Below are 24,023 nucleotides of genomic sequence, written 5' to 3' on the forward strand. Positions count from 1 at the left end.
AAATACAGATATGGTTTGAAAGGAAGAATATTTTAAAGCGGTAAAGGATGGGAATAGATTGAATAAACTTAGCCGAAAACCGGCATTTATATATACATTTGCGTGTACAGAAGAGGAGCTTTTATTGTGTCACTTGGAGATGCGTTCATTTTTTGGCTTTCAGCCCGATGGATTCAGTTTGAAAAGTGACGTTGACATTGATCCGAGCAGAAGTCCTTTTATGAAAGAGAGGTTGGAAGTCATCTATGAAGGAAACGAGCTTTCTGAGATTGTAAAGCAGGTTGAGCAGATTGATATTGGAACGGATACGTTTAAGATCATTTTTCTGAAAATCAATGATCTTGAAGATCATGAACAAATTAGTTATCAAGAGCGCAGAAACATTGAGCGGCAGGTTGGCTGGCCCTTTAAAGCAGAGGCTGATGTCAGGAATCCAGACCAGACGTTTGGTATTACAACTCATGAAGGGCGCTGGTATTTCGGAAAGTACCGCAGGAGCGAACCGGTCTGGCTGCATCATTTAAAAAAGCCGCGGGAATATTCAACTGCACTAAGTACAAGGGTTGCAAGGGCAGTTGCCAATATTGCTGTTCCACATCCTTTGGGAGTAAAAGCGATCGATCCGTGCTGCGGAATTGGAACCGTTCTTGTAGAAGCGTTATCCATGGGCATAGATATTATCGGACGCGATATCAATCCGCTTGTAACAGATGGATCTAGAGAAAATATCGCTCATTTCGGCTATGAATGCGACGTCAGGACAGCACCGATTTCAGAAGTCACAGGCAAGTATGATGTCGCCATTATTGATATGCCATATAACCTTTATACTCACGCTACACCCGATGAGCAGATGTCTATTTTAAAACATGCCCGCCGAATTTCGAATAAAACGGTGGTTGTGACAAGTGAAACGATGGATCACATGGTTGAAGAAGCAGGGTTTCGCATTGCAGACCGCTGTACAGTGAGGAAGCAGATGTTTTCAAGGCAGATACTTGTTTGTGAATAAATAACGGCAGACCTGAGGATACTAACCCTTTGAACCATACATAGGAGGTATTAGCAATGAGTGACCAAATGGAGAGCTCCTTTGAGAACAAATGGATGCCGATGACATCTGTTGCAAGCGGGCTGGAATTCGATGTCCTGCCAGGGGTCTACTGCTACACCAATCAAATCGTAAATGTAGTTTTTTTAAGAAGCGGCAATGACTGGTATTTGATTGATGCGGGCATGCCGCACTCTGCAGACACGATTAAATCGGCTTTTGAAGCGCATGCTGGCGTAGAAGTTGCGCCTAAAGCAATATTGCTGACACACGGGCACTTTGATCATGTGGGGAGCATCATTGAACTTATCGAACAGTGGCAGGTTCCAGTCTATGCTCATGAACTCGAACAGCCTTACCTGACCGGTCAAAAAGATTATCCGGAACCGGATGGAAGCGTTGAAGGCGGCTTGATCGCCAAGATGTCACCGCTTTTTCCGAATGATGCCATCAATCTAACTGATCATGTTCAGGCATTTGGAGAAAATGGACAAATTCCAGGATTAGCAGAATGGAAATGGATCCATACGCCTGGTCACACACCTGGCCATGTTTCCTTCTATCGCGAAGAAGACCGGACTTTGATCGCAGGAGATGCGTTTGTAACTGTAAGACAGGATTCACTTTATAAGGTGTTTACTCAAATGCAGGAAATTTCTGGTCCTCCAAGGTACTTAACAACAGACTGGCAAGCTGCCTGGGACTCAGTGAAAACCTTGGAAGCACTTAAGCCATCAACTGCTATTACAGGCCATGGACTGCCAATGTCAGGCGAAGTCTTGAGAAAAGGACTGGCTGAATTAAGCAGGGATTTCGAAAAGCTTGCGGTGCCTGATCATGGGAAATATCTTCAATAGGAAACAGCCGGAAAAGATTATTCCGGCTGTTTTTTATGATGCATTTTTTTAGCCAGCAGCGATCCTTATAGTCTAGATTATCCACTAATTCTGCGGGCTGCAGCTCGGGAGGAATATTTCCATAGATTGTAGAAGTAACCGAGAGATAATTTTAATGAAATCAAAGAAAAAATCTTAAAACTCTCAAATTAAATCACTTTAAAGGTTTCAATTAAACAGCAAGCTGATAACTAAAAGGTCAGTGAACACGTTGCTTAAGCAACTTTTTTTGTTGTTCCGTTTACTTGGCAGTTTAGTTAAAGAAGAGGTTTCATTACGTGCCAGATAGTAATAAAAAAGAGTGAAAATCAAATCATGATTAAAGGAGAGATTCTATGAAGGTGCAATTGAAACGGGTTACGAGAGAAAATTGGGAGGAAGCATTAACTCTGAAAGTTAAGAAGGAGCAAAGTAATTATGCTCCCCCAGTTGCCGTATCCCTTGCAAAAGTCTACATTAAACCAGACGGTGATAACGTCGAATACATTCCATTTGCTATTTATGACAAAGAGAGAATGGTCGGATTTATTATGCATGCTTACGAAGAAAATACGACTAATATGTACTGGATTAACGGATTTATTATTGATGAAAGATTTCAGGGAAAAGGCTACGGCAGGTCTGCACTACCGAGATCATTCAATGGATAGTAAGTGAATTTGCCATATGCAAAGAAATTCGTTTAACTGTTTATAAAGAGAACAAAATTGCCCGCGAACTATATAATAGTTTTGGCTTTCTTCCCACTGGGGAGGTATATGCAGGAGAAGATGTATTGTTTCTTTCTGTAAATTAACTATATTGTTCAATAAACAGAGTGGCTTTTCTTCAATGTACTTACTTGTGCTTTGGAGCTTTCTGTTTAAAAGATTCCACACCGTCAAGGTAAGCATGAACAGCAGCTAATTTAGTATCTAATGAATATTTCGTCATAAAAAAACTACACCTTCAGTTGTTAGATGTGTCTAACAATTTGGGTGCAGTTCATTGATGGTCCTTTTCTTTGGGTAATCAGAGCCACTTAAAAAAGATGATTGCAATCTGTTAATTCTCCTCCGACTCACTAACCTTCTCAATCTTCTCTACAAACATCTGATAAACTCTGCGCTTCTCTTCCAGCTCTTTTATATAAAGCTTCAGCTCATTGAATTTTTCTTCGAATGGCTTTTGATAGGTTGTTTTGATATTGTTGATAATTTCATCGTTTATAGTAGATTGAATGACTTGTTTTGTAATGCCAAATTTATAAGAATATAACTGAAGTTCGCTTTTGACTTTGTCATATTCAGTGTCTATTTCATTCTTTTGCTTCAGCATATCCTCTTTCCATTGATGCAGAGAATCTTTCACATATGATTCCATCTTTCCCCTCCTAAGCAGCTTATTCGCCTATGTATCTCAATACACTATTTATAATCTATGACTTTTTTGTGGGGGTAATCCGGGGATTATCGTCCTTCTTCCCTGCTTCGCAATAGGATTATAGGCTAATTAGAATAGGTTCTGCTTATTCCTATTGATCTATTGTTCTAGTAAAATTTTTCCGATTATAGGAGAAAAGGTCAATTCTATCTAATTCGGATTGTGCTATCTTTAAATATGTAGAAAAAACAGAAAATTCTACATGTTCTTACAAATAGGAGGGGTAGTATTGGCAAAGTGGAGCAAGAAATTCGGAACATCACTTCTGGCAACAAGTTTGGCCGCAAGCTTATTCGCGCCAGCTGCATTTGCGAAAGAACCTGTACCAACAGACGTTCAAACAGCATTGTCTGCACCAATTGATTTGAACATTATCAATGAAGACCGCCTGGCAAATGCACTAAAAAAACAAGGACTCATTCCGCAAAAAGCAAGTGACAAGGAAGTCGCTGCAGCCGTGAAAAAATATATTGAGAAAAAGCAAGGCGAAAAACCGACAGTAAATCTTCATGAAGATGATCAAGAGGCAAAAGTCGACATGGATATGAAATCAAAGGATTTCTTAACAAAGCAGAAAGAACAGCTGACAAAGCAATTAAATAAAGGTCATGAAAAGCTGGGAAAAAGTAAAAAGGACGAATTTGTAAATGTAAAGCCGGCAAAGCAGTCTGAATACAATGGGACTGTAAGAGAAGACAAAGTCCTAATTTTGCTTGTCGAGTTTGAAGATTTCAAACATAACAATATTGTCAAAGAAGAAGGCTACATGTATTCGAATGATTTCAGCAAAGAACATTATGAAAAAATGCTTTTCGGAGACAAGCCGTTTCAGCTTTTAGACGGTAAAAAAGTACCTACCTTCAAGCAATATTATGAAGAGCAATCAGGCGGAAGCTATACAGTAGACGGTACAGTCTCTGAATGGCTGACTGTTCCGGGCAAAGCAGCGGATTATGGAGATGACAATGCAGCTGGAGGCCATGACAACTTGGCGCCGCTTGGACCTCGTGATCTTGTAAAAGAAACGCTGAAAGCTGCAGCTGAATCTGGAATGGACCTCGCTGAATATGACGAGTTTGATTTATATGATTTAGATAGTGACGGCAATCAAAACGAGCCGGATGGTCTTGTTGACCACCTGATGATTGTGCATGCAGGTACTGGACAAGAAGCAGGCGGAGGTAAATTGGGCAACAACGCAATCTGGTCTCACCGCTGGACTTTAAACGGTGTATTTGCTGTCCCGGGAACAAAAGCAGAAGTACCATACTGGGGTGGACAAATGGCTGCATTTGACTACACGATCCAGCCAGAAGATGGTGCAGTCGGTGTATTCGCACATGAATTCGGACATGATTTAGGTCTTCCTGACGAATATGACACGCAGTACTCCGGAAACGGCGAGCCTGTTGCCTCATGGTCAATCATGAGCGGAGGCAGCTGGAATGGCCAAACAGCGGGAACAGAACCGACAAGCTTCTCCCCGCAGAATAAAGAATTCTTTCAAACTGTTATGGGCGGAAACTGGGCGAATATCCAGGAAATTGACTACAAAGACGTGACAGCTGAAGGAACAGCAGCATTCCTCGATCAAAGTGTCACAAAATCAAACAACCCGGGAATCGTCAAAGTAAACCTTCCTGAGAAACAAGTAAAAAGCACAATTCAGCCTGAATTCGGTGAAAAATATTATCATAGTTCAAAAGGCGATGACCTTCATACAGTGATGGAAACATCTGAATTCGATTTAACAGGAAAAACAAATGCAACATTCTCTTACAAAGCAAACTATGACATTGAATACGGCTGCGCATGTGACTCATTAACCGTAAAAGCAGAGACAGCAGATGGCACCAAAGTTCTTGAAATCTTAGGCGGCGATGTAACAGATGGCGACGCTACTAAAGGAACAACAAACGGAAAATGGATTGACAAATCCTATGACCTCAGCGAATTTGCAGGCAAAAAAGTAAAACTGGTATTTGATTATTTAACAGACGGCGGTCTTGCACCTGAAGGGTTTGCTTTAGACAACGCAGTCCTAACAGCTGACGGCGAGCAAGTTTTCAGCGACGACGCAGAAGGTACATCTAAATTTATATTGGATGGCTTCAAAGCATTTGACGGAACATACCTTGCACAGCACCATTATTACTTAGAGTGGAGAAACTACGCTGGATCTGACAAAGCATTAGCTTTCTCCCGCGGACCTAAATACAATACAGGCATGGTCGTCTGGTATGCAGATGACAGCTACACAGACAACTGGGTTGGTGAGCATCCTGGTGAAGGATTCCTCGGAGTCGTTGACTCTCATCCGCAGCCATTATACGGATTGCTGGACGGAAAACTGACCACAACACAATCAACACGCTACCAAATCGCAGACGCAGCATTCTCTTATGACAAATCTGCGTCTTGGTACGTAGACAGCCCAACACGCGGCGAATACAGCTACAACGGTTTAAAAGGAGTCACATTCTTCGATGACTCAAGATCATACATGAATGAAGTTGTTCCAGACGCTGGACGCAAAGTTCCAAACTACGGCCTGAAATTCCAGGTTGTAGGCGAAGCGAAGGACAACTCTGCTGGGGCGGTTTGGATTCGGAAATAAGAGAAAGAAAAAGGCAGCTTGCTTTTAAGCTGCTTTTTCTTTTTTTATGGAATGATGTCTAACTCCCGAGTTTTTTTACCAAACGGATTGATTATAAAAATACAACCCAGCCATCCCCGGTTTGTATTATACTTTAAGAAAATAGAACTAGCAGAAACTTTTGAAAAGTTCCCGGGAGGCTCCATGTTTTATTCTCTGAGAAACCGTTTGTTCATCATTTTTACCATTCTCCTGACCGTTCCATTTCTTGTTTTATCGCTTCTTATTCCGGCATGGTTTACATCCGTAATAGAAGATCAGACAAAAGATTCAACAGTCGAAATGATGGAGCAATACTCCATCTATATTGATTCTGTCACCTCGCAGGCAGAGGATTTGGGGAAGCAGGTACTGGTCAATCAGGCAACTCAAGAGTGGCTGCATGCAGAAAGTGATCCGGCTGTCCCGTCTGCTGAACGGCTTCTGATCAAAAATCAGCTGAAAATGCAGCTTTCTTCCATGATGATTAATAATTCAAATGGCATGGGCATTTCTGTTTTTTTAAACGATGGGACAGGAACCTGGGGGGATAACCCTCAGCTTGCTGAAACAGAATGGTACCAGGAGTTTTCAAAGGGAGAAAAGCGCTGGGTCAACCATCACCGTGATCCGTATCTGCTGCATCAGACGATGAGGGAAGCAGAGATTAACAGTTATTTAATCCCCCTTTTTGATATGCAGATGCTTGATTTATCCGGAATCATCAAGGTCAGTTTTCCATCTTCGCTGCTTGAAACGGCACTTGGCAAAATTAAACTCGGCGAAAACGGACGTGTTTATTTGCTTGATGAAAACGGAGAGAACGTTCTTACCGGAAAAATGGAAACCCCAGATTCCATTCTAAATGACAGTCTAAGAAAAATTCAGCGCATGAAGCAGTTTAATGGATTAATAGAAACAGAGTACAAACATGAAGACTATCTTGTCTTTTTTCAAAAGCTGAAGATAGGCAATTGGACGCTGGTGAGCGAAATCACCAAGTCTGAGCTATTTGCCGAAATTGACAGACTGCAGAAGAATTTATTGATTTTCAGCGGAGTTATCTTTCTGCTGACGATCCTAGCCTCTTATGTCCTTTCTTCAAATATTGTCCGGCCTCTTGGAAAGCTTACAAATGCCATGAAATTTGTTGAAAAAGGGGACCTTGAAGGAGCAAGAACGTTTATGCCGACGATAAAATCCTATAATCATGAAGTTGGGTATGCCATAAAGGTATTTGATCATACGATCGTAAAGCTGAATGAATTGATTAAAACAGAATACAAGGCCAATCTCCGAAGAAAAGATGCTGAATATAAAGCCTTGCTTCTTCAGATCAATCCTCATTTTTTGAACAACACGCTTGAAGTTATCGGCAGTCTTGCCCTGCAGAATAAACAGAAGGAAGTCCTGGATGTGAGCATCTATCTTGGAAGAATGATGAGATACTCATTAAACACGAAAACAGACATTGTCAGGTTAAGGGAGGAGCTTACCTACATCAGGGATTTTATTGAAATCCTGAAGCTGAGGTACGATGGTGCCATCAAGTTTAGAATTGAGGAGGATCAAGCAGCTGCTTCCTTCCCTATCTGTAAATTTATTATCCAGCCGCTTGTTGAAAATGCAGTGAAATACAGTTTACTGGAAAAAACAGATGCAGAGATTCTGATTCGGACAGAATGGAGAGAAAACAGGTTAACGATATCGATAGAAGACGATGGCATAGGCATGTCTCAGGAGATGATTTCGCAGCTTTTGGCAGAAGAAAAAGAATATGAAACCATGGGCGTATTGGACAGCAGCGGAAGCAGCATTGGCCTGCGAAATGTGATTGGAAGATTGAAGCTCTTCTGCGGCAGCCGCTTTTCAATCGAAATCAAGTCAGAAGAAGGAGCCGGGACAAGCATTGCATTATGTATAAAGGAAAATGAGGGGGATATACATGATGAAGGTCATTATAGCGGATGATGAAATTCAAGTCCGCAGAGGGCTGAAAATGAAAGCAAAGTGGGAGGAAGAAGGATTCCAGATTGCCGGAGAAGCATCAAATGGATGGGAAGCGCTTCAATTAGTGGAAGAAACAAAGGCAGATCTGGTCATAACAGATGTACGGATGCCGGTCATGGGCGGAATTGAATTCGCGGGAAAGTGCCACAGGAAATATCCCCATGTAAAAGTCATCGTTTTATCGGGGTACTCAGATTTTGAATATGTCCGATCTTCTCTTGTTGAAGGTGTGAAAGATTACTTGCTGAAGCCAGTAGCTCCCGATGAGCTCACAGGGGCTTTGAGAAGAGTGAAAGAAGAAATTGTCCTTGAAAAAAAACAGCTGCTTGAATCAGAAAAAATCTCCAGGATGGTTCACACCCAGCTGGAAGAAATGAAAGAACAGTATTTGCTGCAGCTGGTAAAGGAAGAATGGTCTGAACCATTTCTCGCTGCAGAAAGACTCCAGCACCTCAAGCTGGGCTTTCTTGCAGAAGAAGAAAAACACGTTCAATTCTTCACTGTTGAACTTAGGGCGTCAGAAGAACATTCAGTAAAAGAACTTTGGCTCCCGTTTAGGATGCTCTGCAAAGAAATAGCCGAACAGTATGAAGGGACTTGTGCATATTATGATCCGGGCTATTCAAACATGCTTCACTTTCTTCATTGCATAGATAGAAAGAAGTCTTTAGAAACCTCGAGTATTGTGAAAAAGGTACAAACGTATGTTAAAAAGTATCTCCAAGCTGAAACAGTGATCGGGATGGGCAAGAAGGTAAGAAATCTGGCGGAGTTAAAAACAGGCTATATTTCTTCTTTACTTGCCTGGAGCCAGAGTGATACGGGACTGAAATCACAAGTAATCGATGGAACGCTTCATAAGGACGTTTTCGAACTCTCACCTGATCAGGAGAAAAAAGCAGCAAACTTGATTGAAAATGGAAACTTGCAGGATGGCAGGAAGCTGATACATGACCTTCTGAATGAAGCAAAAGCGGGGTCCGTGCTGTCTTTTTCTTTTGCAGCCAATCGGCTGCTCCTTCTGCTTGAATCACTTGCTGCGAAATATGATATGAACAGAGCGGAAATCAATCAGACGATGTGGACTTGCCAGCAGAGCATCGGAGAACTGACCGCCCATGAAAAAGTGATTGAGCAAGTAATGGAATTTGCTCACAGAATTATCCTTCTGGTAAGCAAGTCACGTTCTTCACCAAACGGTTTGGCTATTGTTGAAAATGTCCGCCGTTATTTGGACCTGAATTTTGCAAATGAAGTGACGCTGACCTCTTTATCTGAAAAATTTCATATCAATAGTGCCTACTTATCTGAACTTTTTAAGCTTCATGTCGGCCAGAACTTCAGTGATTATTTAGTGGAGGTACGGATGAAGCATGCATGTGAATTATTAAAAGACAGACAGCTGAAAGTGATTGATATCGCGTACTTGACAGGTTATTCTAATTCCGGCTACTTCAGCACCGTTTTTAAAAAACATGCCGGACAGACTCCTGCAGAATATCGGAAGGCAGCACTAAACATGGATGAAATAGCAGGCAGGGAAAGACGATGAAAAAAAGAGCTGCCATTTTTATACCAGTCATTCTGCTGTTCATTGCAGCAGGCTATTATGCCTTTTCTTCATTCAGCTTGTTTTCAAATGAGGAAAAAAACAACCCAGGAGTGCTCTCTGGGAAATCAGAGAACATTGAACTGACTTTCTGGAGGAATTATGGCACCAAGCTAGAAAATGAAGCTTATAAAGAACTGATAGCAGCCTTTGAATCCTCTCATCCTGGAATCACTATTAAAATGAATGCCATCCCGTATGGAGATTATGAGTTAAGACTGAGAACGGAAATCGCGGCCGGAAGCCCGCCTGACATTATGTCGATCGACAGTCCTAACCTCGCCCTCTATGCCAATTCAGGTGCGCTGTTGTCGATTGACAAGGAAATGAAAGAAGAAGGAGAGATCGAGGATATTCCTTTTTCAACACTTGAAGGAATGAAATTTGAAGATGAAATCTATCTGTCTCCCATTGCAGAATCAGGTGTGGCCTTATTTTATAATATTGACCTATTTAAAAAAGCCGGATTGCCGCTTCCATCCGATGATCCTGCATCTCCAATGACATGGGACGAGGTAGTGGAAATGGCCAAAAAAATAAATGATCCCGGGAATGAAATCTTCGGGATTGATCCTGCACAGGGATTCAGCGACGGGGAATCTCCAAGCTACTTCAAAACGCCTTTATTATGGCAATTTGGTGCGGATGTTTTGAGCCCTGATGGAAAAACTGCCTCCGGTTATCTTAATTCAAAAAACGCGGTACAGGCCCTGCAATTCTATCAGGACCTCTATCACCGCTACAAAGTGGCGTCTGTTGAACTGCCTCCCGATCCGTTTATAACAGGACACCTGGGCATGTCTGTCTTGGGATCATGGATGCTTGGGGAAATCGAACGGAATAACCCTGATTTTAAACTTGGGGAGGACTTCGGAGTAGCTCCTTTGCCAAAGGGAAATTATCAGGTTACTCCAAATGGAGGCTGGGCACTCGGAATTTCGGCTAAATCCGGGCATCCGGAAGAGGCATGGAAGTTTATCAGGTATATGACAAGCTTTGAGGGTTCAAAAAAATATGTGGATATAACAGGCGATATGCCAGCAAGATTTTCCGTCTTAAAAGCATTTCCTGAGCTGACTGCCTACCCCAAAAATATCTTTGTGCAGCAGGCATTGAAGTACTCAAAAAACCGGCCAGTTTCCCCCGCATACCCGGTCATAAGCGATTCTCTTAAGGAATTATTTGAAGACATCGGCATAGGCGGAAAAGAGGTAAAAGCATCTGCAGATAAGGCAGTGGCGAAAATAAACAGTGGACTGGATGATATAAATGACTAGTAATGAAATGGGGTCGCTGCACAAGTTGTTCCATTTTAGAGGAGAAAAATACAATTTGCAGTTAAAAACACAATGGATTTACAGAGAAATTTGCACTAAACGGAACCCGCAGTCTTCGGACTCGGGTTTTTTCTTTTTTTAAGTGCCAAAAATATTAAACTCCTTCCTCCAAAGAATTCAAACTTTTTCAAAATGCCTGTTTGATAAAGTGAAGATACAGAGAAACAGAAAAGAGATCTCTGGAACATCAATTTTGAAAGCGCTTATATAGGTTTTCTATCAAAGGGGGAGTTGCATGCAGGAGGTAGTGAAGGCAAAAGATGAGAGCGTTATCATTAGCAAGCCGGAAAAAAAGGCAAAGGCAAAGCACAAATGGGACTATATAAAAAAGAATTACTTTTTGTACTTGCTGATCGCACCTGCTGTTATTCTGACAATCGTTTTTAAATATGTTCCGATGTACGGAGCCATCATTGCTTTTAAGGATTTCAGCACAATTAAAGGGATATGGGGCAGCGAATGGGTCGGCTTTAAACATTTTGAAGAGTTTTTGACCTCGCCAAACTTCGAAACAATCTTTATGAGCACACTTAAGCTCAGTTTATACGGGCTTTTGCTTGGATTCCCGATTCCCATTATCCTTGCCCTGATGCTGAACCAAGTCAGAAGAGCAGCCATTAAGAAAAATATCCAGCTGTTTTTATATGCGCCAAACTTTATTTCTGTCGTTGTCATTGTTGGGATGCTGTTTATCTTTTTAGCTCCGACGGGGCCGATCAATCATTTTATTGCGTTTCTAACAGGTAAGCCGGTCATGTTTATGTCTGATCCTGAATACTTCAGATCCATTTATATTATCTCTGGAATCTGGCAGGCTGCAGGATGGTCGTCCATTGTCTATGTTGCCGCTTTGGCAAACGTGGATCCTGAATTGCACCAGGCAGCGACGATTGATGGAGCTAACATTCTTCAGCGGATGATCCATATTGATCTGCCGGCTTTAAAACCGCTTATGGCCATTATCTTTATTTTAGGTGCGGGCGGTATCATGGCGATTGGGTTTGAAAAAGCTTTCCTAATGCAGACAGCCATGAACTTGCCGACATCGGAGATTCTTCCGACCTACGTTTATAAAATTGGTTTGCAGGCAGGAGATTACGCCTATTCAACTGCAGTTGGCCTGTTTAACTCAGTTATCAACGTCATTTTGCTTATTGTCGTGAACTTTGTTGTCAAAAAGCTGAATGAAGGAGAAGGACTCTATTAATCTAAAGAGGAGGATTTTCATGATTAAACATACAAGAGTAGACCGGATCATCCTGTCTCTGAATGCTGTATTTCTTTGTCTGGCTGTTCTTGCCGTTCTAGTCCCGCTCGTTTATGTCGTCATCGCTTCATTCATGGATCCAACGGTTCTTCTGAATCAGGGGCTGTCGTTTAACGTGTCTGATTGGAGCCTAGAGGGATATAAACGGATTCTATCCGATGATTCAATGGTTAGAGGATTTATAAACGCCATGCTTTACTCTGCAGGATTTGCCTTTATTACGGTCGTTGTCTCCATATTTGCTGCTTTTCCCCTGGCGACTCAAGGGTTTGTCGGTAAAAATGCTTTTATGTCATTCTTTCTTTTTACGATGTTTTTCAGCGGCGGATTAATTCCGACGTATCTGGTTGTCAAAGATCTCGGCATGTTAAATACGGTCTGGGCGATTTTGCTGCCGGGAGCAGTCAATGTGTGGAACATCATTCTTGCCAGAACTTACTTTAAGGGGATACCGCATGAACTGCATGAAGCAGCTAAAGTGGACGGGGCTTCGGATTTGCTTATTTTCTTCAAAATTGTGATACCGCTTTCTAAACCGATTATTTTTGTTCTCGCGCTCTATGCGTTTGTCGGCCAATGGAATTCGTATTTTGATGCAATGATCTATCTTGAAGATCCTAAGATGCATCCATTGCAGCTTGTTTTAAGATCCATTTTAATTCAGAACCAGGCTGAACCCGGCATGATCAGCGATCAATTGGCAATGGCTGAACTGGCCAAGGTTTCAGAGATGATTAAATATTCGGCGATCGTGATCTCAAGCCTTCCGCTGATCATTATGTATCCGTTCTTCCAGAAGTACTTTGAAAAAGGGGTTATGGTCGGTTCATTAAAATAACACATGATACAGGGGGAAATGTAAATGAAACATGTTAAGAGAGCTGTAGGAACTGCCGCTATTGCAGCTGTTTTATTATCCGGCTGCACAAGCAAAAATGTCTCATCTTCAGAAGACTATGAACTAAAAGATGTCTCCTTCCCGCTTAAGGAAGAAGTTACGCTGAAATTTATCACGCAAAGCTCGCCGCTTGCGCCTAAAGATCCAAATGATAAACTCATTTATAAGAGACTGGAAGAAAAAACGGGTGTTCAAATCCAGTGGAAAAACTATACGAACGATGTGTTTGCAGAGAAGAGAAATCTGGCTATGGCAAGCGGTGATTTGCCGGATGCCATTATGGATGCTGGCTACGGCGACTATGATTTGCTGAAGCTTGCAAAAGATGGAGCGATTATTCCAGTTGAGGATTTAATAGAAAAACACATGCCGAATCTGAAAAAAGTGCTCAATTCTTCACCTGAATATAAAGCAATGATGACAGCTCCTGACGGTCATATCTATTCCTTCCCATGGATTGAAGAGCTTGGGACAGGCAAAGAGAATATTCATTCAGTTGATGATTTTCCTTGGATCAATGTGGAGTGGCTCAATAAGCTGGGCCTAAAAATGCCGACAAATACAGAAGAGCTAAAGAACGTATTAGTTGCCTTTAAAACTCAGGATCCAAACGGAAACGGAAAAGCGGACGAAATTCCAATGTCCTTCATCATTAATCATGGCGGTGAAGATCCTGCCTTCTTATTCGGAGCATTCGGCCTTGGAGATAACTGGGATCATACAGTTGTAAGCAATGAAGGCAAAGTGATCCTGACAGCAGCTGAGGAAGGGTATAAAGATGCCATCATGTACTTCAGTGATCTTTATAAGAAAGGCTTAATTGATGTAGAAGCGTTTGAACACGACTGGAATACGTATCTTGCAAAAGGCAAAGATGAACGGTACGGCATGTATTTTACCTGGGACAAAGCAAACATTACCGGGTTGAATGACAAATATGACCTTATGTCTCCAGTAGCTGGACCGGATGGAAATGTAAACGTTGCCAGAACAAATGGAATGGGCTTTGACAGAGGGAGAATGGTCATTACAAGTTCAAATAAAAATCTTGAGCTTACCGCTAAATGGATTGACCAGCTGTATGATCCGCTGCAGTCTGTTCAGAACAACTGGGGAACATACGGAGATGACAAGCAGCAAAACATCTTTGAATATGACGAATCTGCAAATATGCTGAAGCATCTGCCTCTTGAAGGAGCTGCACCAGTTGAAGTTCGTCAGAAAACAAGCGTTAACGGACCTCTTGCCATTTTAGATGAATACTATGGCTCCGTTACCACGAAGCCGGATGATGCTGCTTGGAGACTGGACTTGATGAAAGAGGTTATGGTTCCTCATATGAAAGCTGAAAATACGTATCCAAAAGTTTTCTTCTCTCTTGAAGAGCTGGATAAGCTATCATCCATTGAAGCTGATCTATTTGCTTACATTAACAGAAAACGCGCTGAATGGATGACAAACGGAAAAGCGGAGGCAGAATGGAAAGATTATATAGCTGAACTTGACCGATTAGGACTTCAGGAGTGGCTTGAAATCAAACAGACAGGCTATGACCGCAATCAGCAATAAACATCAAACCAAAGAGGCTGTTGTTCTTTTCTGCAGCCTCTTAATCTATGGAAAAGGAGTTTTTTTCGTGAAACCGATTTTAACAGATAAATATCGTCCCCATTTTCACTTTTCTCCAGCGGAAAAATGGATGAATGATCCTAACGGAATGGTGTTTTTTAACGGTGAGTATCATCTGTTCTATCAGCATCATCCCTTTAGTACAATCTGGGGTCCGATGCACTGGGGCCATGCGGTCAGCAAGGATCTAATTCACTGGGAGCACCTTCCTGTCGCGCTGCATCCTGATGAACATGGAGCCATTTTCTCAGGCAGCGCAGTGGTCGACTGGGAGAATACGACCGGTTTCTTCGATGATCAGCCTGGGCTGGTTGCGATCTATACAAGCCATGATTCGTATCCTGACTCAGAAAGGCCGCGTCAGCGCCAATGCATTGCATACAGCAAGGATAACGGGAGATCGTGGACAAAGTACAGCGGTAATCCGGTCCTAATTGACGAAACAAAAACAGACTACCGTGATCCGAAAGTATTCTGGCACTCAGCGACCAAGCACTGGATTATGGTGCTAGCTACAGGGCAGAGCGTGACGATTTACAAGTCTGCCAATTTAATTGACTGGCAGTTTGCAAGTCAATTTGGTGAAGGCTCGCACGCCGGGTTCTGGGAATGTCCTGATCTGTTTCCCCTTCAGGTTGATGGAGACAAGGTGAGATGGGTGATGCTTGTCAGCCTGGGAGATACCGGCGAACATGCAGAAGGCTCCTGGACTCAGTATTTTATAGGAGATTTCGATGGACAAACGTTTATTAATGATCATGACAAAGAGACCGTTCTCTGGCTGGACTATGGAAGGGACAACTATGCAGGAGTCAGCTGGTCTGACATGCCTTTAAGTGACGGCAGAAGAATTTATATCGGGTGGATGAGCAACTGGCGCTATGCCAATCAAGTTCCGACAAAAGAGTGGCGGGGTGTCATGACGATACCGAGGGAATTATCCCTAACCTCAAGTGCGGATGGAGTCCGCCTTATTCAAAAACCTGTTTCAGAAGCAAGAGTGCTGAGAAAGAGCACCAATACTTTTAAGGATAAGCTTTTAACACCGGATCAGTCACTTTCCATTCCTTTGGAGAGCACATTGCTTGAACTAAATCTGGCAGTTGAATTTAAGGGCGCTTCCCTTGCTGAACTGACGATTCAGCATTCTGATTCAGAAAAAACGGTCATCCGTTATGACGCAGAAGCGGAAATCCTGTCAGCAGACAGAACTCTTTCAGGTGAAGCTGACTTTTCATCTTCATTCCCTGCAGTGCAGGCGGCACCATTAAAGATGAAGAAAAACGGCATTCATTTGCAGTTGCTTTTAGATGCCTCTTCCATTGAACTTTTCGGCAATGACGGTGAATGCGCCATTACGAGCCTTGTGTTCCCTTCATCTGAAAAGAGCGAATTGCACTTGGCGACTTCAGGTGGAAGCATAAAAGTAAAATCATTTGAGCTGCATGAGCTGTCTTCCATTTGGAACAAGGAAGGGTGAGAGCAAGGTGGGTACGTCTGTTATTTGCATCGGGGAACTGCTGATTGATTTTTTCTGCACGGAAACAGATATCGATTTAATGGAAGGAAAAAAGTTTGAAAAACAAGCGGGAGGAGCTCCTGCCAATGTTTGTGCGGCTATCGCTAAATTAGGAGGCAAGGCTTCCTTCTGCGGAAAAGTGGGAAACGACCCTTTTGGTTCTTTTCTAAAGAAAAAGCTTGATGAAGCAGGCGTTGATACGTCTATGGTTGTGCTTGATCCTGTACACAAAACATCGCTCGCCTTTGTATCGCTTCAGGCGGGTGGAGAGAGAGATTTCCTTTTTAACAGAGGGGCTGATGCTTTTTTATCTGAGCAGGATATTGATGAGGAAAAAATAAAGCAAGCTGGCATTCTTCATTTTGGATCAGCAACAGCTCTGCTGGAAGACCCGTTTCGAACGCTTTATTTTGACATGATGAAAAAAGCAAAGAACGAAGGGAAATTCATTTCCTTTGATCCGAATTTTAGAAAAGATCTGTGGAAAACAAACACAGAAGAGTTTATCAACTTGGCTAAAAAGGCAATGGGGCTGGCTGATTTTATTAAAATGAGTGCGGACGAACTGGTGCTGATTTCAGGAGTAAAGGGTGTCACTGCAGGACTCGATGCTCTTCAGGAAACCTGCGATGGACTGATTGCCGTCACTTTAGGGAGCGCCGGGACCATCGTTTCAAACGGAAGAGAGAAGAAGGCTGTCCCAAGCATCTGCGTCAAATCTATTGATTCAACAGGTGCCGGTGATGCATTTGTAGGCGCCTTATTATATCAGATCGCACATTCAGAGAATCCGAAGATGGCTGCAGCTAATATGGATTTAATCACAAAGATGATTTCCTTCAGCAATCGGATTGGAGCAATTGTCTGTACAAAAGTAGGTGCGATATCTGCCATGCCTTCTTTGAAAATAGTAAATCAAGAAGTCGTCCTCAGCTGATATATCGTTTTAAAAGGGATTGTTGGAAGTTACTCTTCAATCCCTTCTTTTTTAGAAAATAATGAAAGCGCTTTATTGTAACTGGAAGGAGATAAATAGATGAAAAAAATGACTTTGCTGAAACTGGCGGCCGCTGCTGCACTGCTCTTTTCGGTATTTTCTTTGGAGGGATTCAGTGGAGAAGCCAATGAACGTAAAACGGCGATATTCGGCTACACCGCTTTGTCGGGAAGCTGGAAAAAGGAAACGGATGGCTCTCTTAAAGGGGATGCAGCTAAAAACAAGCCTGCACTTATTCTATCAACTTCAGAAACAGGCAGCTATCTTGTCTATGAAGCAACAATAAAACTCGCTAAGAACAGCGCGGGGTCTCTCGTCTTCCGCGCAAATCAGACAGGCACAGAAGGATATAAAGTAAGTCTGGATTCCAAACGGGACAGCGTTTTTCTTTCTGCACTTGGTGAGGACCGTATTCTGAAAAGTGTTCCGCTCAAAGTGAAAGAGAATGCTGAGACAAGAGTGAAAATAACGTCAGATGGCCCTTCCATTAGCGTATTTGTGGATGAAAAAAAGGTAATGGACCTTAGGGACTTCAGCCATTCTAAGGGATTTACAGGGTTTCATGCGGAGGGCGGAAAGCTTGTCTTCAGCAAGGTTAAAATGAATGAAGTGCGGACGAATTTAACAGGATTAAAAACAAAAACAGGCAAATGGCAGGCCGGCTCTGAAGGGTTAGAGGCTACCCCTGGGCAAGGAGAGAATCTCTATTCCGTTTCCTCGACTTCTTCTGCTGATTTCACCTTTGAATCGGAGCTTCTCCTAAAAGAAAAAGCTGCATCCGGCTCCTTGCTATTCCGATCCGACAAAACAGGATTGAAGGCATACCAAGTGAAGGCTGATGCAGAAAATGACGTTTTGCAGCTGATAGATGCCCATCAGAAGAAAGTGCTGGCGGAAACAAAGATGCAGATCGAACCGGGAATGCTTTATCGCATGAAAATAATAGCGGAAGGTTCTTCGATGCAGGTCTTCTGGCAGAATGGAGGGATACCAGTTTTGAAGGCAGATGACGACACCTACACAAGAGGACTTTTTGGCTTACATGCAAGCGGAGATGCCGTTTTTCAAAACATTCAAGTGAGTGATTTGCAGTCCAATTTAGAAGGCTGGCAATCCATTAATGGTGAGTGGACTCCGCATCTTGACGGGACGATGGGGAAGAGCCCTGCAGAACAAAATACTTACCGGATGGCAGAAACAACGGGAGCTGATTTCGTCTTAGAAGGAGATGTAAAGGTAGATGCTGAAGCTCCTTTTGGTACGGCAGGACTTGTATTCAGAGGAAATGGAGATGGCAGGGAAGGATATATGCTAACCCTGGATCCCAATCTGAACAGGATCCGTCTCCTTGATTTAAAAGGAGATCGTACCATGGGAATGGCTGAGCGGAAGGTAGAAACAGGAAAAACCTATCATTTTGAGATTCATGCTGACGGAAATGATTTGAAAATCTATTTCGATGGATATGCCGATCCAGTGATTTCTGTAAAAGACTCTGCCTACTCAAGCGGAAAATTCGGATTGAATGTCTATAATGGTACAGCGTATTTTCAGTATGTCTACGCCACTCCGTTTGACGACTATTATTCTGAAATATATCGGCCGCAGTATCATTTTACGCAGGCAAGAGGCTATGCCAGTGACCCGAACGGCTTAGTTTATTATGAAGGGGAATATCACCTTTTCCATCAGGATGGCGGAAAATGGGCACATGCTGTAAGCACAGACCTCGTTCATTGGAAGAGGCTGCCGATTGCGATTCCCTGGAATGAGATGGGGCATGCTTGGTCAGGTTCCGCTGTCGTTGATAAAACCAATGCGTCCGGATTATTTGACGAGGAAGGGTCGGGGCTGATTGCCTTTTACACATCGTTTAATCCTGAAAAGCACAATGGCGATCAGAAAATTGGCGTTGCTTACAGCAAGGATAAGGGGCGTACATGGGAATTTTATGATGGCAACCCGATCATACCGAATATCGGTGAATTTTATGGCGGCCATGGCTGGGACTTCAGGGATCCGAAAGTCGTTTGGGACGAGAATCATAAGCAATGGGTCATGGTCATATCCGGGGGAGATCACATCCGTTTCTTTACCTCGCAAAATCTCCTTAACTGGGAAATGATTGAATCATTTGGGTACGGGGATTACGTCAGAGGGGGAGTATGGGAATGCCCTGACTTCTTCCAGCTGCCGGTTGACGGAGATCCAAACAAGAAAAAATGGGTTCTGTCCATCAGTACTGGAGCGAATCCTAAAACCGGCGGATCAGATTCAGAATACTTTGTGGGGACGTTTGACGGAAATCGCTTCGTCAGCGATCACCCTGCAGGCACTGTGCTGAAAAACGAGTTTGGCAAAGAAATGTATGCAGCGATGTCTTTTTCGGACATTCCAGCCGAAGATGGACGCAGAATTTCATTAGGGTGGATGAGCAACTGGGATTATCCATTCAGTTTTCCTACCTCACCATGGAAAGGGCAAATGTCCATTCCGCGGGAGCTTACATTGAAGACTGTTCCTAGTGAAGGAATCAGACTGTACCAGGAGCCGATTAAAGAGCTGGAGAAGCTCAGAGGATCAGCTTCCTCATGGAGCAGCAAAACAGTAAAGCCAGGAGATGCCAATCTGCTGGCAAACGTAAAAGGTACATCCTATGAAATTGCTGCAGAAGTTGAACTGCCTGAGGACAGCAAAGCAGAGTTTGGATTTAGGCTGAGAGAATCTGACGCACAGAAAACGGTTGTAGGCTATAAAGCTACAGAGGCTAACATGTTCTTCGACCGTTCCGAATCGGGAGACATCAGCTTTTCTGATAAGTTTTCCACCTATCATGAAACAAAAGTTACTTCAAAGAACAAACGAGTGAAATTGAGTATTTTCGTAGATGAATCTTCTATTGAGGTCTTCGGAAACGGCGGCCAGGCCGTATTCTCAAATGTTGTATTTCCTGACGGGGCAAGCGACGGCATGAGCTTTTACACCAAGGGAGGAAGTGTAAAAATCATTTCCCTTGATGTTTACCCATTAAAAGGAGTCTGGAAGAATGAAAATACAGCTCCTGCTGAAATAATCATGGATCATGAAAAGCTTGTTCTCCCGGTGGGCGGAACGCACAAACTTTCAACAGCTGTCCTTCCTAATACAAGCAAGCATCAAAAGATAAAATGGCATTCAAGCAATAATGTAGCAGAAGTTAGGAAACTGGATGAACGCAGGGCGGAAGTCAGGATGACAGGGCACGGAAGAAGCATCATAACTGCTACTTCAAATAATGGGAAGATTATCGGCAGAACAATCGTTGACAGCAAGGCGGCCTTTAAGATTGCTGATAAGACAACCGGTAAAATCCTTACACCTGAAGGGAATTCAAATGGTTCTAAAGCAAGACTTCAGACAGACGGGGAGCAAACGTGGACGATTGATGGAGTTTCCCCTGGAGCATATAAAGTTCACGCAGGTGACAGCAAGTTCGTACTGGATGCATCCGGAATCACTGCCGGAGACGATGTGCAAGTTTGGGAGTATCTGAGCTACGGCAACCAGCAATGGAGAATAACCGATCACTGGGATGGAACGTATCGTTTCAGTGCTGTTAACAGCGGCAAAGTTCTTGGAGTTAAGAATAACCGGCCAGAGGATGGTACAATTGTGGAGATACAGGAGTTAGGGGAAGGGAAGTTTCAGGAATGGAAGCTAATTCCTTGACAATAAAGGCAATATCATAGAGCCCTTTGGAAGTTGGGGGGAAAAGAAGGAGAATTGAAAATCCCGCATGATATAGTTGTTGATCAGAGCGGTAACTTGTATGTTGCCGAGCTTGAGAATAAGAGGCTGCAGGAGTCTTAATTAAAATAAAGGTGCCGTTTACCGGCACCTTCTTTCCTAGTTAAGCCGCTGTTTCCGTATCCGTCTGATAATCCCTGCCTGTTCTCTCAACCTTATTCCAATTTTGATTGAAAAAGTAGGCGATGCTGCCGTACATAATGAACATCATTGTGACGAGTCTATAGATCAGCACATCGAAAAGAATAGCCAGCAGCAATTTCGGAATTTCTCTCTTATTAAAAGAAATGCCATAATGTTTGCTCATTCGAACGGCTGCTAGATCATAAATAATTCCGAAGATCAGTATGTAAAAAGAAAAAAACAAAAAGTAATCAAAATAGGAAGATGGAGGATGAGTGATTCCGTTAACAACAATTAAACCTGTCATGACATAAGCTGCAATGGTTCCCGCCAGGAAGGATTCAATCAAATAAAAGAAAGAAACAGGTTTCGTAAACAGGGTTTTTACAAGGAATACCCTGAAATGGATGACGCAGTCGATAAAGGCTTTTTGCCAGCGAATCCGCTGCTTAAATAAATCCTTCCAGTTTTCAGGAAGTTCGGTATAGCAGACCGCTTCAGGAATAAAAATAATTTTCTTCTTCTTGTGAGCTGATATATGCCTGTGAATACGGAGGGTAATATCAATGTCCTCTCCGATTGTCGTTCTGAATCCTCCGACTTCGATCAGCACTTGCTTTCTGAATATGCCAAATGCACCTGAAATGATCGCTAAAGCATGAAAGCGGGCAAGCGACATTTTAGTAATATAGAAGGCTTTAAGAAAATCAAGCGCTTGCACGCTGACAAGAAGATTTGTTCGAAGCAGGGACAAAGATTTCAAAGGTTCAGCTGTTTTCGTCTGAAGCACATGAACCATTCCTCCAGCAGCTGCCACATTCTCATCCTCAAAAGCATCATTTACTACAGGAAGCGCCTTGTCTGTCAAAATCGTGTCTGCATCAAGAGTGATCAGAAGCTCTTTTTGTGCATACTCAATTCCGGCGTTTAAAGAGTCTGCCTTTCCCCCATTCTCTTTATCAATTACAAAAATATTCGGGTAAAGCTCTGATTGATAGAATCCCAGAATCTTTTCGTGGCCTATTTTTCTACGCGGCTGTTTAGAGCTTGGCTTCAGCTGCAGGAATTGGTTCATCAGATGCATAGTGTCATCAGTAGACCCATCATTAATGTAGATGACATCATACGCTGTGTAGGAAAGAGATTTCATAGAATTAATAGAAGTATCAATAATTCCCTGTTCATTGTAGCAGGGAATTAAAATGCTGATGCCCTTATCCTCTTGTGCATGAAACTTTAACTTCTCAGTCTGCCTTTTGAACCAAGGCAAACTATGAATCAGATGTATCACTGGAAATACGATACATAAAGAAAAGAGCAATAAACTGTAAATATCCAAAAAAACACTCCTTCAGTTAAAAAAAGAAAAGATATCATATATTTTCTTGGAGAATGTTTTTTTGTGAGGGTAATTGTAAGAAGGGTAATAGATTTTGAGTGATTTATCGATAGGAAACTTTAGTATTAAACTCCGCATAAAGATGTGATTAATGCCTTCATACATCCCTCTAAAAGCATGTAGATGTATAAAGAAAGCGACCAGAAAATAATTGAAATTCAGGAAATTATATAGGAAAATAGAATCATGATTAAACTAATATTAATAGACTTATATCTTAATAAATAGTCATTCATAAGTAAAAACAAGCCCAAAAGACTACTATACATATTGCTTGGACAGTTAAATGAATGAATTTTATGCGGATTGGATCAATCAAGAGGATGAGACAAATGAAAAAAACAGCCGTTTTATTAACAGTATTCATATTTTGTATTTTGGGATTTACGGAGAATGATGTCAAAGCAGCAGACCTTAAAGAAAACAAAGTGGTTATCTACTACGTCCCTCATCAAGACGATGAGTTATTATCGATGGGTGTCGGTATTTTAAACGATGTTGAAAGAGGTTATGAAGTTCACTTAGTTTTATACACAGATGGTCTGGCATCAAATGTTCAGCACACCTTAAATCTCACTCCAGAGCAATTTGGAAAAGCTAGAGATAAAGAATTTATTCGTTCTGCACTTGCATTAAGAGTAAAGCCAAATAATCTTCATTTTTTAAACTTGCAAGACAGAAAAGTGACAAAGGAGGATATGAGAGAAGTTATTCAAAAGTTTGAAAAAAAATACCCTGGTGCAAAACATAGAGCATACAGCTACTATGACAAACATAATGACCATAATGTTGCGGGAGAAGCCCTTAATGCGTTATATAATGAAGGGGAAATTAATGAAGATGTTAAGTTTTATATTAACTATGGAAGATATGATACTAAAGGGATTGAGGAACCCTATAACGAACGCAAATATAAGAAAAGGTTAAAGATGGGCATAAGAGCTTATAACATAAATATGCCCAAATTCGGTTTCTATGGGATTGGGAGAAAATCAGCAGGGGATTTATTTGTGAACTTAGAGAAAAATCCCAAAAGCTTGTATCATCTGCCTAATTACAAGGAGTAGAAGTTTCTTTCTATAATTTAGTGAAAAGGGGCTGAGACAAAAGGACACTTAAAGTGACCTTTTGTAGTCAGCCCTTTTTTTTATTAACTAGATCTTAAGATAATAGAATCGCCCCATATAATTGAATCCCACAACATCAATCATATTTTGGGCAGCCCCTTATTTATTAAATTAAATGGTCACATAGTATCAATGATAAACCATAGGTTTTTCCAATCGTGGGAGCAGTGAAACTGCTCTTTTTTTTATATTTGTATTTAAATAGTTGAAAAGGAGGTAAGCAGTTTTAGAGAGTTGGTAATATTTATAAATAAGGGTGAAAACAAAAAAAGTCACTAGAGAAAATGGATTCTAGTTTACAATATAAATAACAAAGTC

16 protein-coding genes and 1 pseudogene are annotated in these 24,023 nt (G+C 42.0%); 15 read left to right on the forward strand and 2 right to left on the reverse strand.

The window, feature by feature from the left end:
- The first annotated feature begins 58 nt into the window (after positions 1-58).
- The 3 genes and pseudogenes from QFZ72_RS06625 to QFZ72_RS06635 all read left to right on the forward strand — a co-directional run bounded on the left by QFZ72_RS06625 (position 59) and on the right by QFZ72_RS06635 (position 2,743).
- The gene (locus QFZ72_RS06625; protein ID WP_307431035.1) at positions 59-1,012 is read left to right on the forward strand and encodes a TRM11 family SAM-dependent methyltransferase; all 954 of its coding nucleotides are present in this window, start codon (positions 59-61) and stop codon (positions 1,010-1,012) included.
- A gap of 56 nt (positions 1,013-1,068) precedes the next feature.
- The gene (locus tag QFZ72_RS06630) at positions 1,069-1,908 is read left to right on the forward strand and encodes an MBL fold metallo-hydrolase (protein WP_307431038.1); all 840 of its coding nucleotides are present in this window, start codon (positions 1,069-1,071) and stop codon (positions 1,906-1,908) included.
- A 374-nt stretch (positions 1,909-2,282) separates the two neighbouring features.
- A pseudogene (locus QFZ72_RS06635) lies at positions 2,283-2,743 on the forward strand (GNAT family N-acetyltransferase).
- Between the two features lie 248 nt (positions 2,744-2,991).
- Here QFZ72_RS06635 and QFZ72_RS06640 read toward each other — a convergent pair.
- On the reverse strand, positions 2,992-3,309 hold the full coding sequence (locus QFZ72_RS06640; RefSeq protein ID WP_223437639.1) for a hypothetical protein: 318 nt from the start codon (positions 3,307-3,309) through the stop codon (positions 2,992-2,994).
- Positions 3,310-3,571: 262 nt separating this feature from the next.
- On the opposite strand from QFZ72_RS06640, the gene QFZ72_RS06645 reads away from it, so the two are divergent.
- The 11 genes from QFZ72_RS06645 to QFZ72_RS29415 all read left to right on the forward strand — a co-directional run bounded on the left by QFZ72_RS06645 (position 3,572) and on the right by QFZ72_RS29415 (position 21,119).
- The gene (locus tag QFZ72_RS06645) at positions 3,572-5,986 is read left to right on the forward strand and encodes an immune inhibitor A domain-containing protein (RefSeq protein WP_373464439.1); all 2,415 of its coding nucleotides are present in this window, start codon (positions 3,572-3,574) and stop codon (positions 5,984-5,986) included.
- A 183-nt stretch (positions 5,987-6,169) separates the two neighbouring features.
- Entirely contained in the window at positions 6,170-7,975 is a 1,806-nt protein-coding gene (locus QFZ72_RS06650; RefSeq protein ID WP_307431043.1) for a cache domain-containing sensor histidine kinase, read from the forward strand.
- Positions 7,950-9,566: a response regulator transcription factor gene (locus tag QFZ72_RS06655; protein ID WP_307431044.1), complete on the forward strand. Its 1,617-nt coding sequence runs from the start codon at positions 7,950-7,952 to the stop codon at positions 9,564-9,566. The genes QFZ72_RS06650 and QFZ72_RS06655 overlap by 26 nt, the downstream gene beginning before the upstream one ends.
- Positions 9,563-10,900, forward strand: a complete 1,338-nt coding sequence (locus QFZ72_RS06660; protein WP_307431047.1) for an ABC transporter substrate-binding protein — start codon at positions 9,563-9,565, stop codon at positions 10,898-10,900. Before QFZ72_RS06655 ends, QFZ72_RS06660 begins: the two co-directional genes overlap by 4 nt.
- Before the next feature lie 295 nt (positions 10,901-11,195).
- A complete protein-coding gene (locus QFZ72_RS06665) occupies positions 11,196-12,167 on the forward strand; it encodes an ABC transporter permease (protein WP_307431050.1) in 972 nt (323 codons plus the stop codon).
- A gap of 19 nt (positions 12,168-12,186) precedes the next feature.
- Entirely contained in the window at positions 12,187-13,065 is an 879-nt protein-coding gene (locus QFZ72_RS06670; RefSeq protein WP_307431053.1) for a carbohydrate ABC transporter permease, read from the forward strand.
- Between the two features lie 24 nt (positions 13,066-13,089).
- Positions 13,090-14,694, forward strand: coding sequence for an ABC transporter substrate-binding protein (locus QFZ72_RS06675; RefSeq protein ID WP_307431056.1), 1,605 nt, complete (start codon positions 13,090-13,092; stop codon positions 14,692-14,694).
- Between the two features lie 67 nt (positions 14,695-14,761).
- Positions 14,762-16,234, forward strand: a complete 1,473-nt coding sequence (locus tag QFZ72_RS06680; RefSeq protein WP_307431058.1) for a glycoside hydrolase family 32 protein — start codon at positions 14,762-14,764, stop codon at positions 16,232-16,234.
- A 7-nt stretch (positions 16,235-16,241) separates the two neighbouring features.
- Positions 16,242-17,210, forward strand: coding sequence for a carbohydrate kinase family protein (locus tag QFZ72_RS06685; protein WP_307431061.1), 969 nt, complete (start codon positions 16,242-16,244; stop codon positions 17,208-17,210).
- A 99-nt stretch (positions 17,211-17,309) separates the two neighbouring features.
- Positions 17,310-20,978, forward strand: coding sequence for a GH32 C-terminal domain-containing protein (locus QFZ72_RS06690; RefSeq protein ID WP_307431063.1), 3,669 nt, complete (start codon positions 17,310-17,312; stop codon positions 20,976-20,978).
- A gap of 54 nt (positions 20,979-21,032) precedes the next feature.
- Positions 21,033-21,119 carry a hypothetical protein gene (locus QFZ72_RS29415; protein WP_373464667.1) on the forward strand — a complete coding sequence of 29 codons (87 nt, stop codon included), beginning with the start codon at positions 21,033-21,035 and terminating at the stop codon, positions 21,117-21,119.
- Between the two features lie 40 nt (positions 21,120-21,159).
- Here the strand turns inward: QFZ72_RS29415 and QFZ72_RS06695 are convergent, their stop codons facing one another.
- Positions 21,160-22,518: a glycosyltransferase family 2 protein gene (locus tag QFZ72_RS06695; RefSeq protein WP_307431066.1), complete on the reverse strand. Its 1,359-nt coding sequence runs from the start codon at positions 22,516-22,518 to the stop codon at positions 21,160-21,162.
- Between the two features lie 392 nt (positions 22,519-22,910).
- Between QFZ72_RS06695 and QFZ72_RS06700 the strand changes: the two genes are divergently transcribed.
- Positions 22,911-23,645 carry a PIG-L deacetylase family protein gene (locus tag QFZ72_RS06700; RefSeq protein WP_307431069.1) on the forward strand — a complete coding sequence of 245 codons (735 nt, stop codon included), beginning with the start codon at positions 22,911-22,913 and terminating at the stop codon, positions 23,643-23,645.
- Positions 23,646-24,023 lie beyond the last annotated feature (378 nt).

Origin of the sequence: Bacillus sp. V2I10, from assembly GCF_030817055.1 — a bacterium.
Classification (GTDB): domain Bacteria; phylum Bacillota; class Bacilli; order Bacillales; family Bacillaceae; genus Bacillus_P.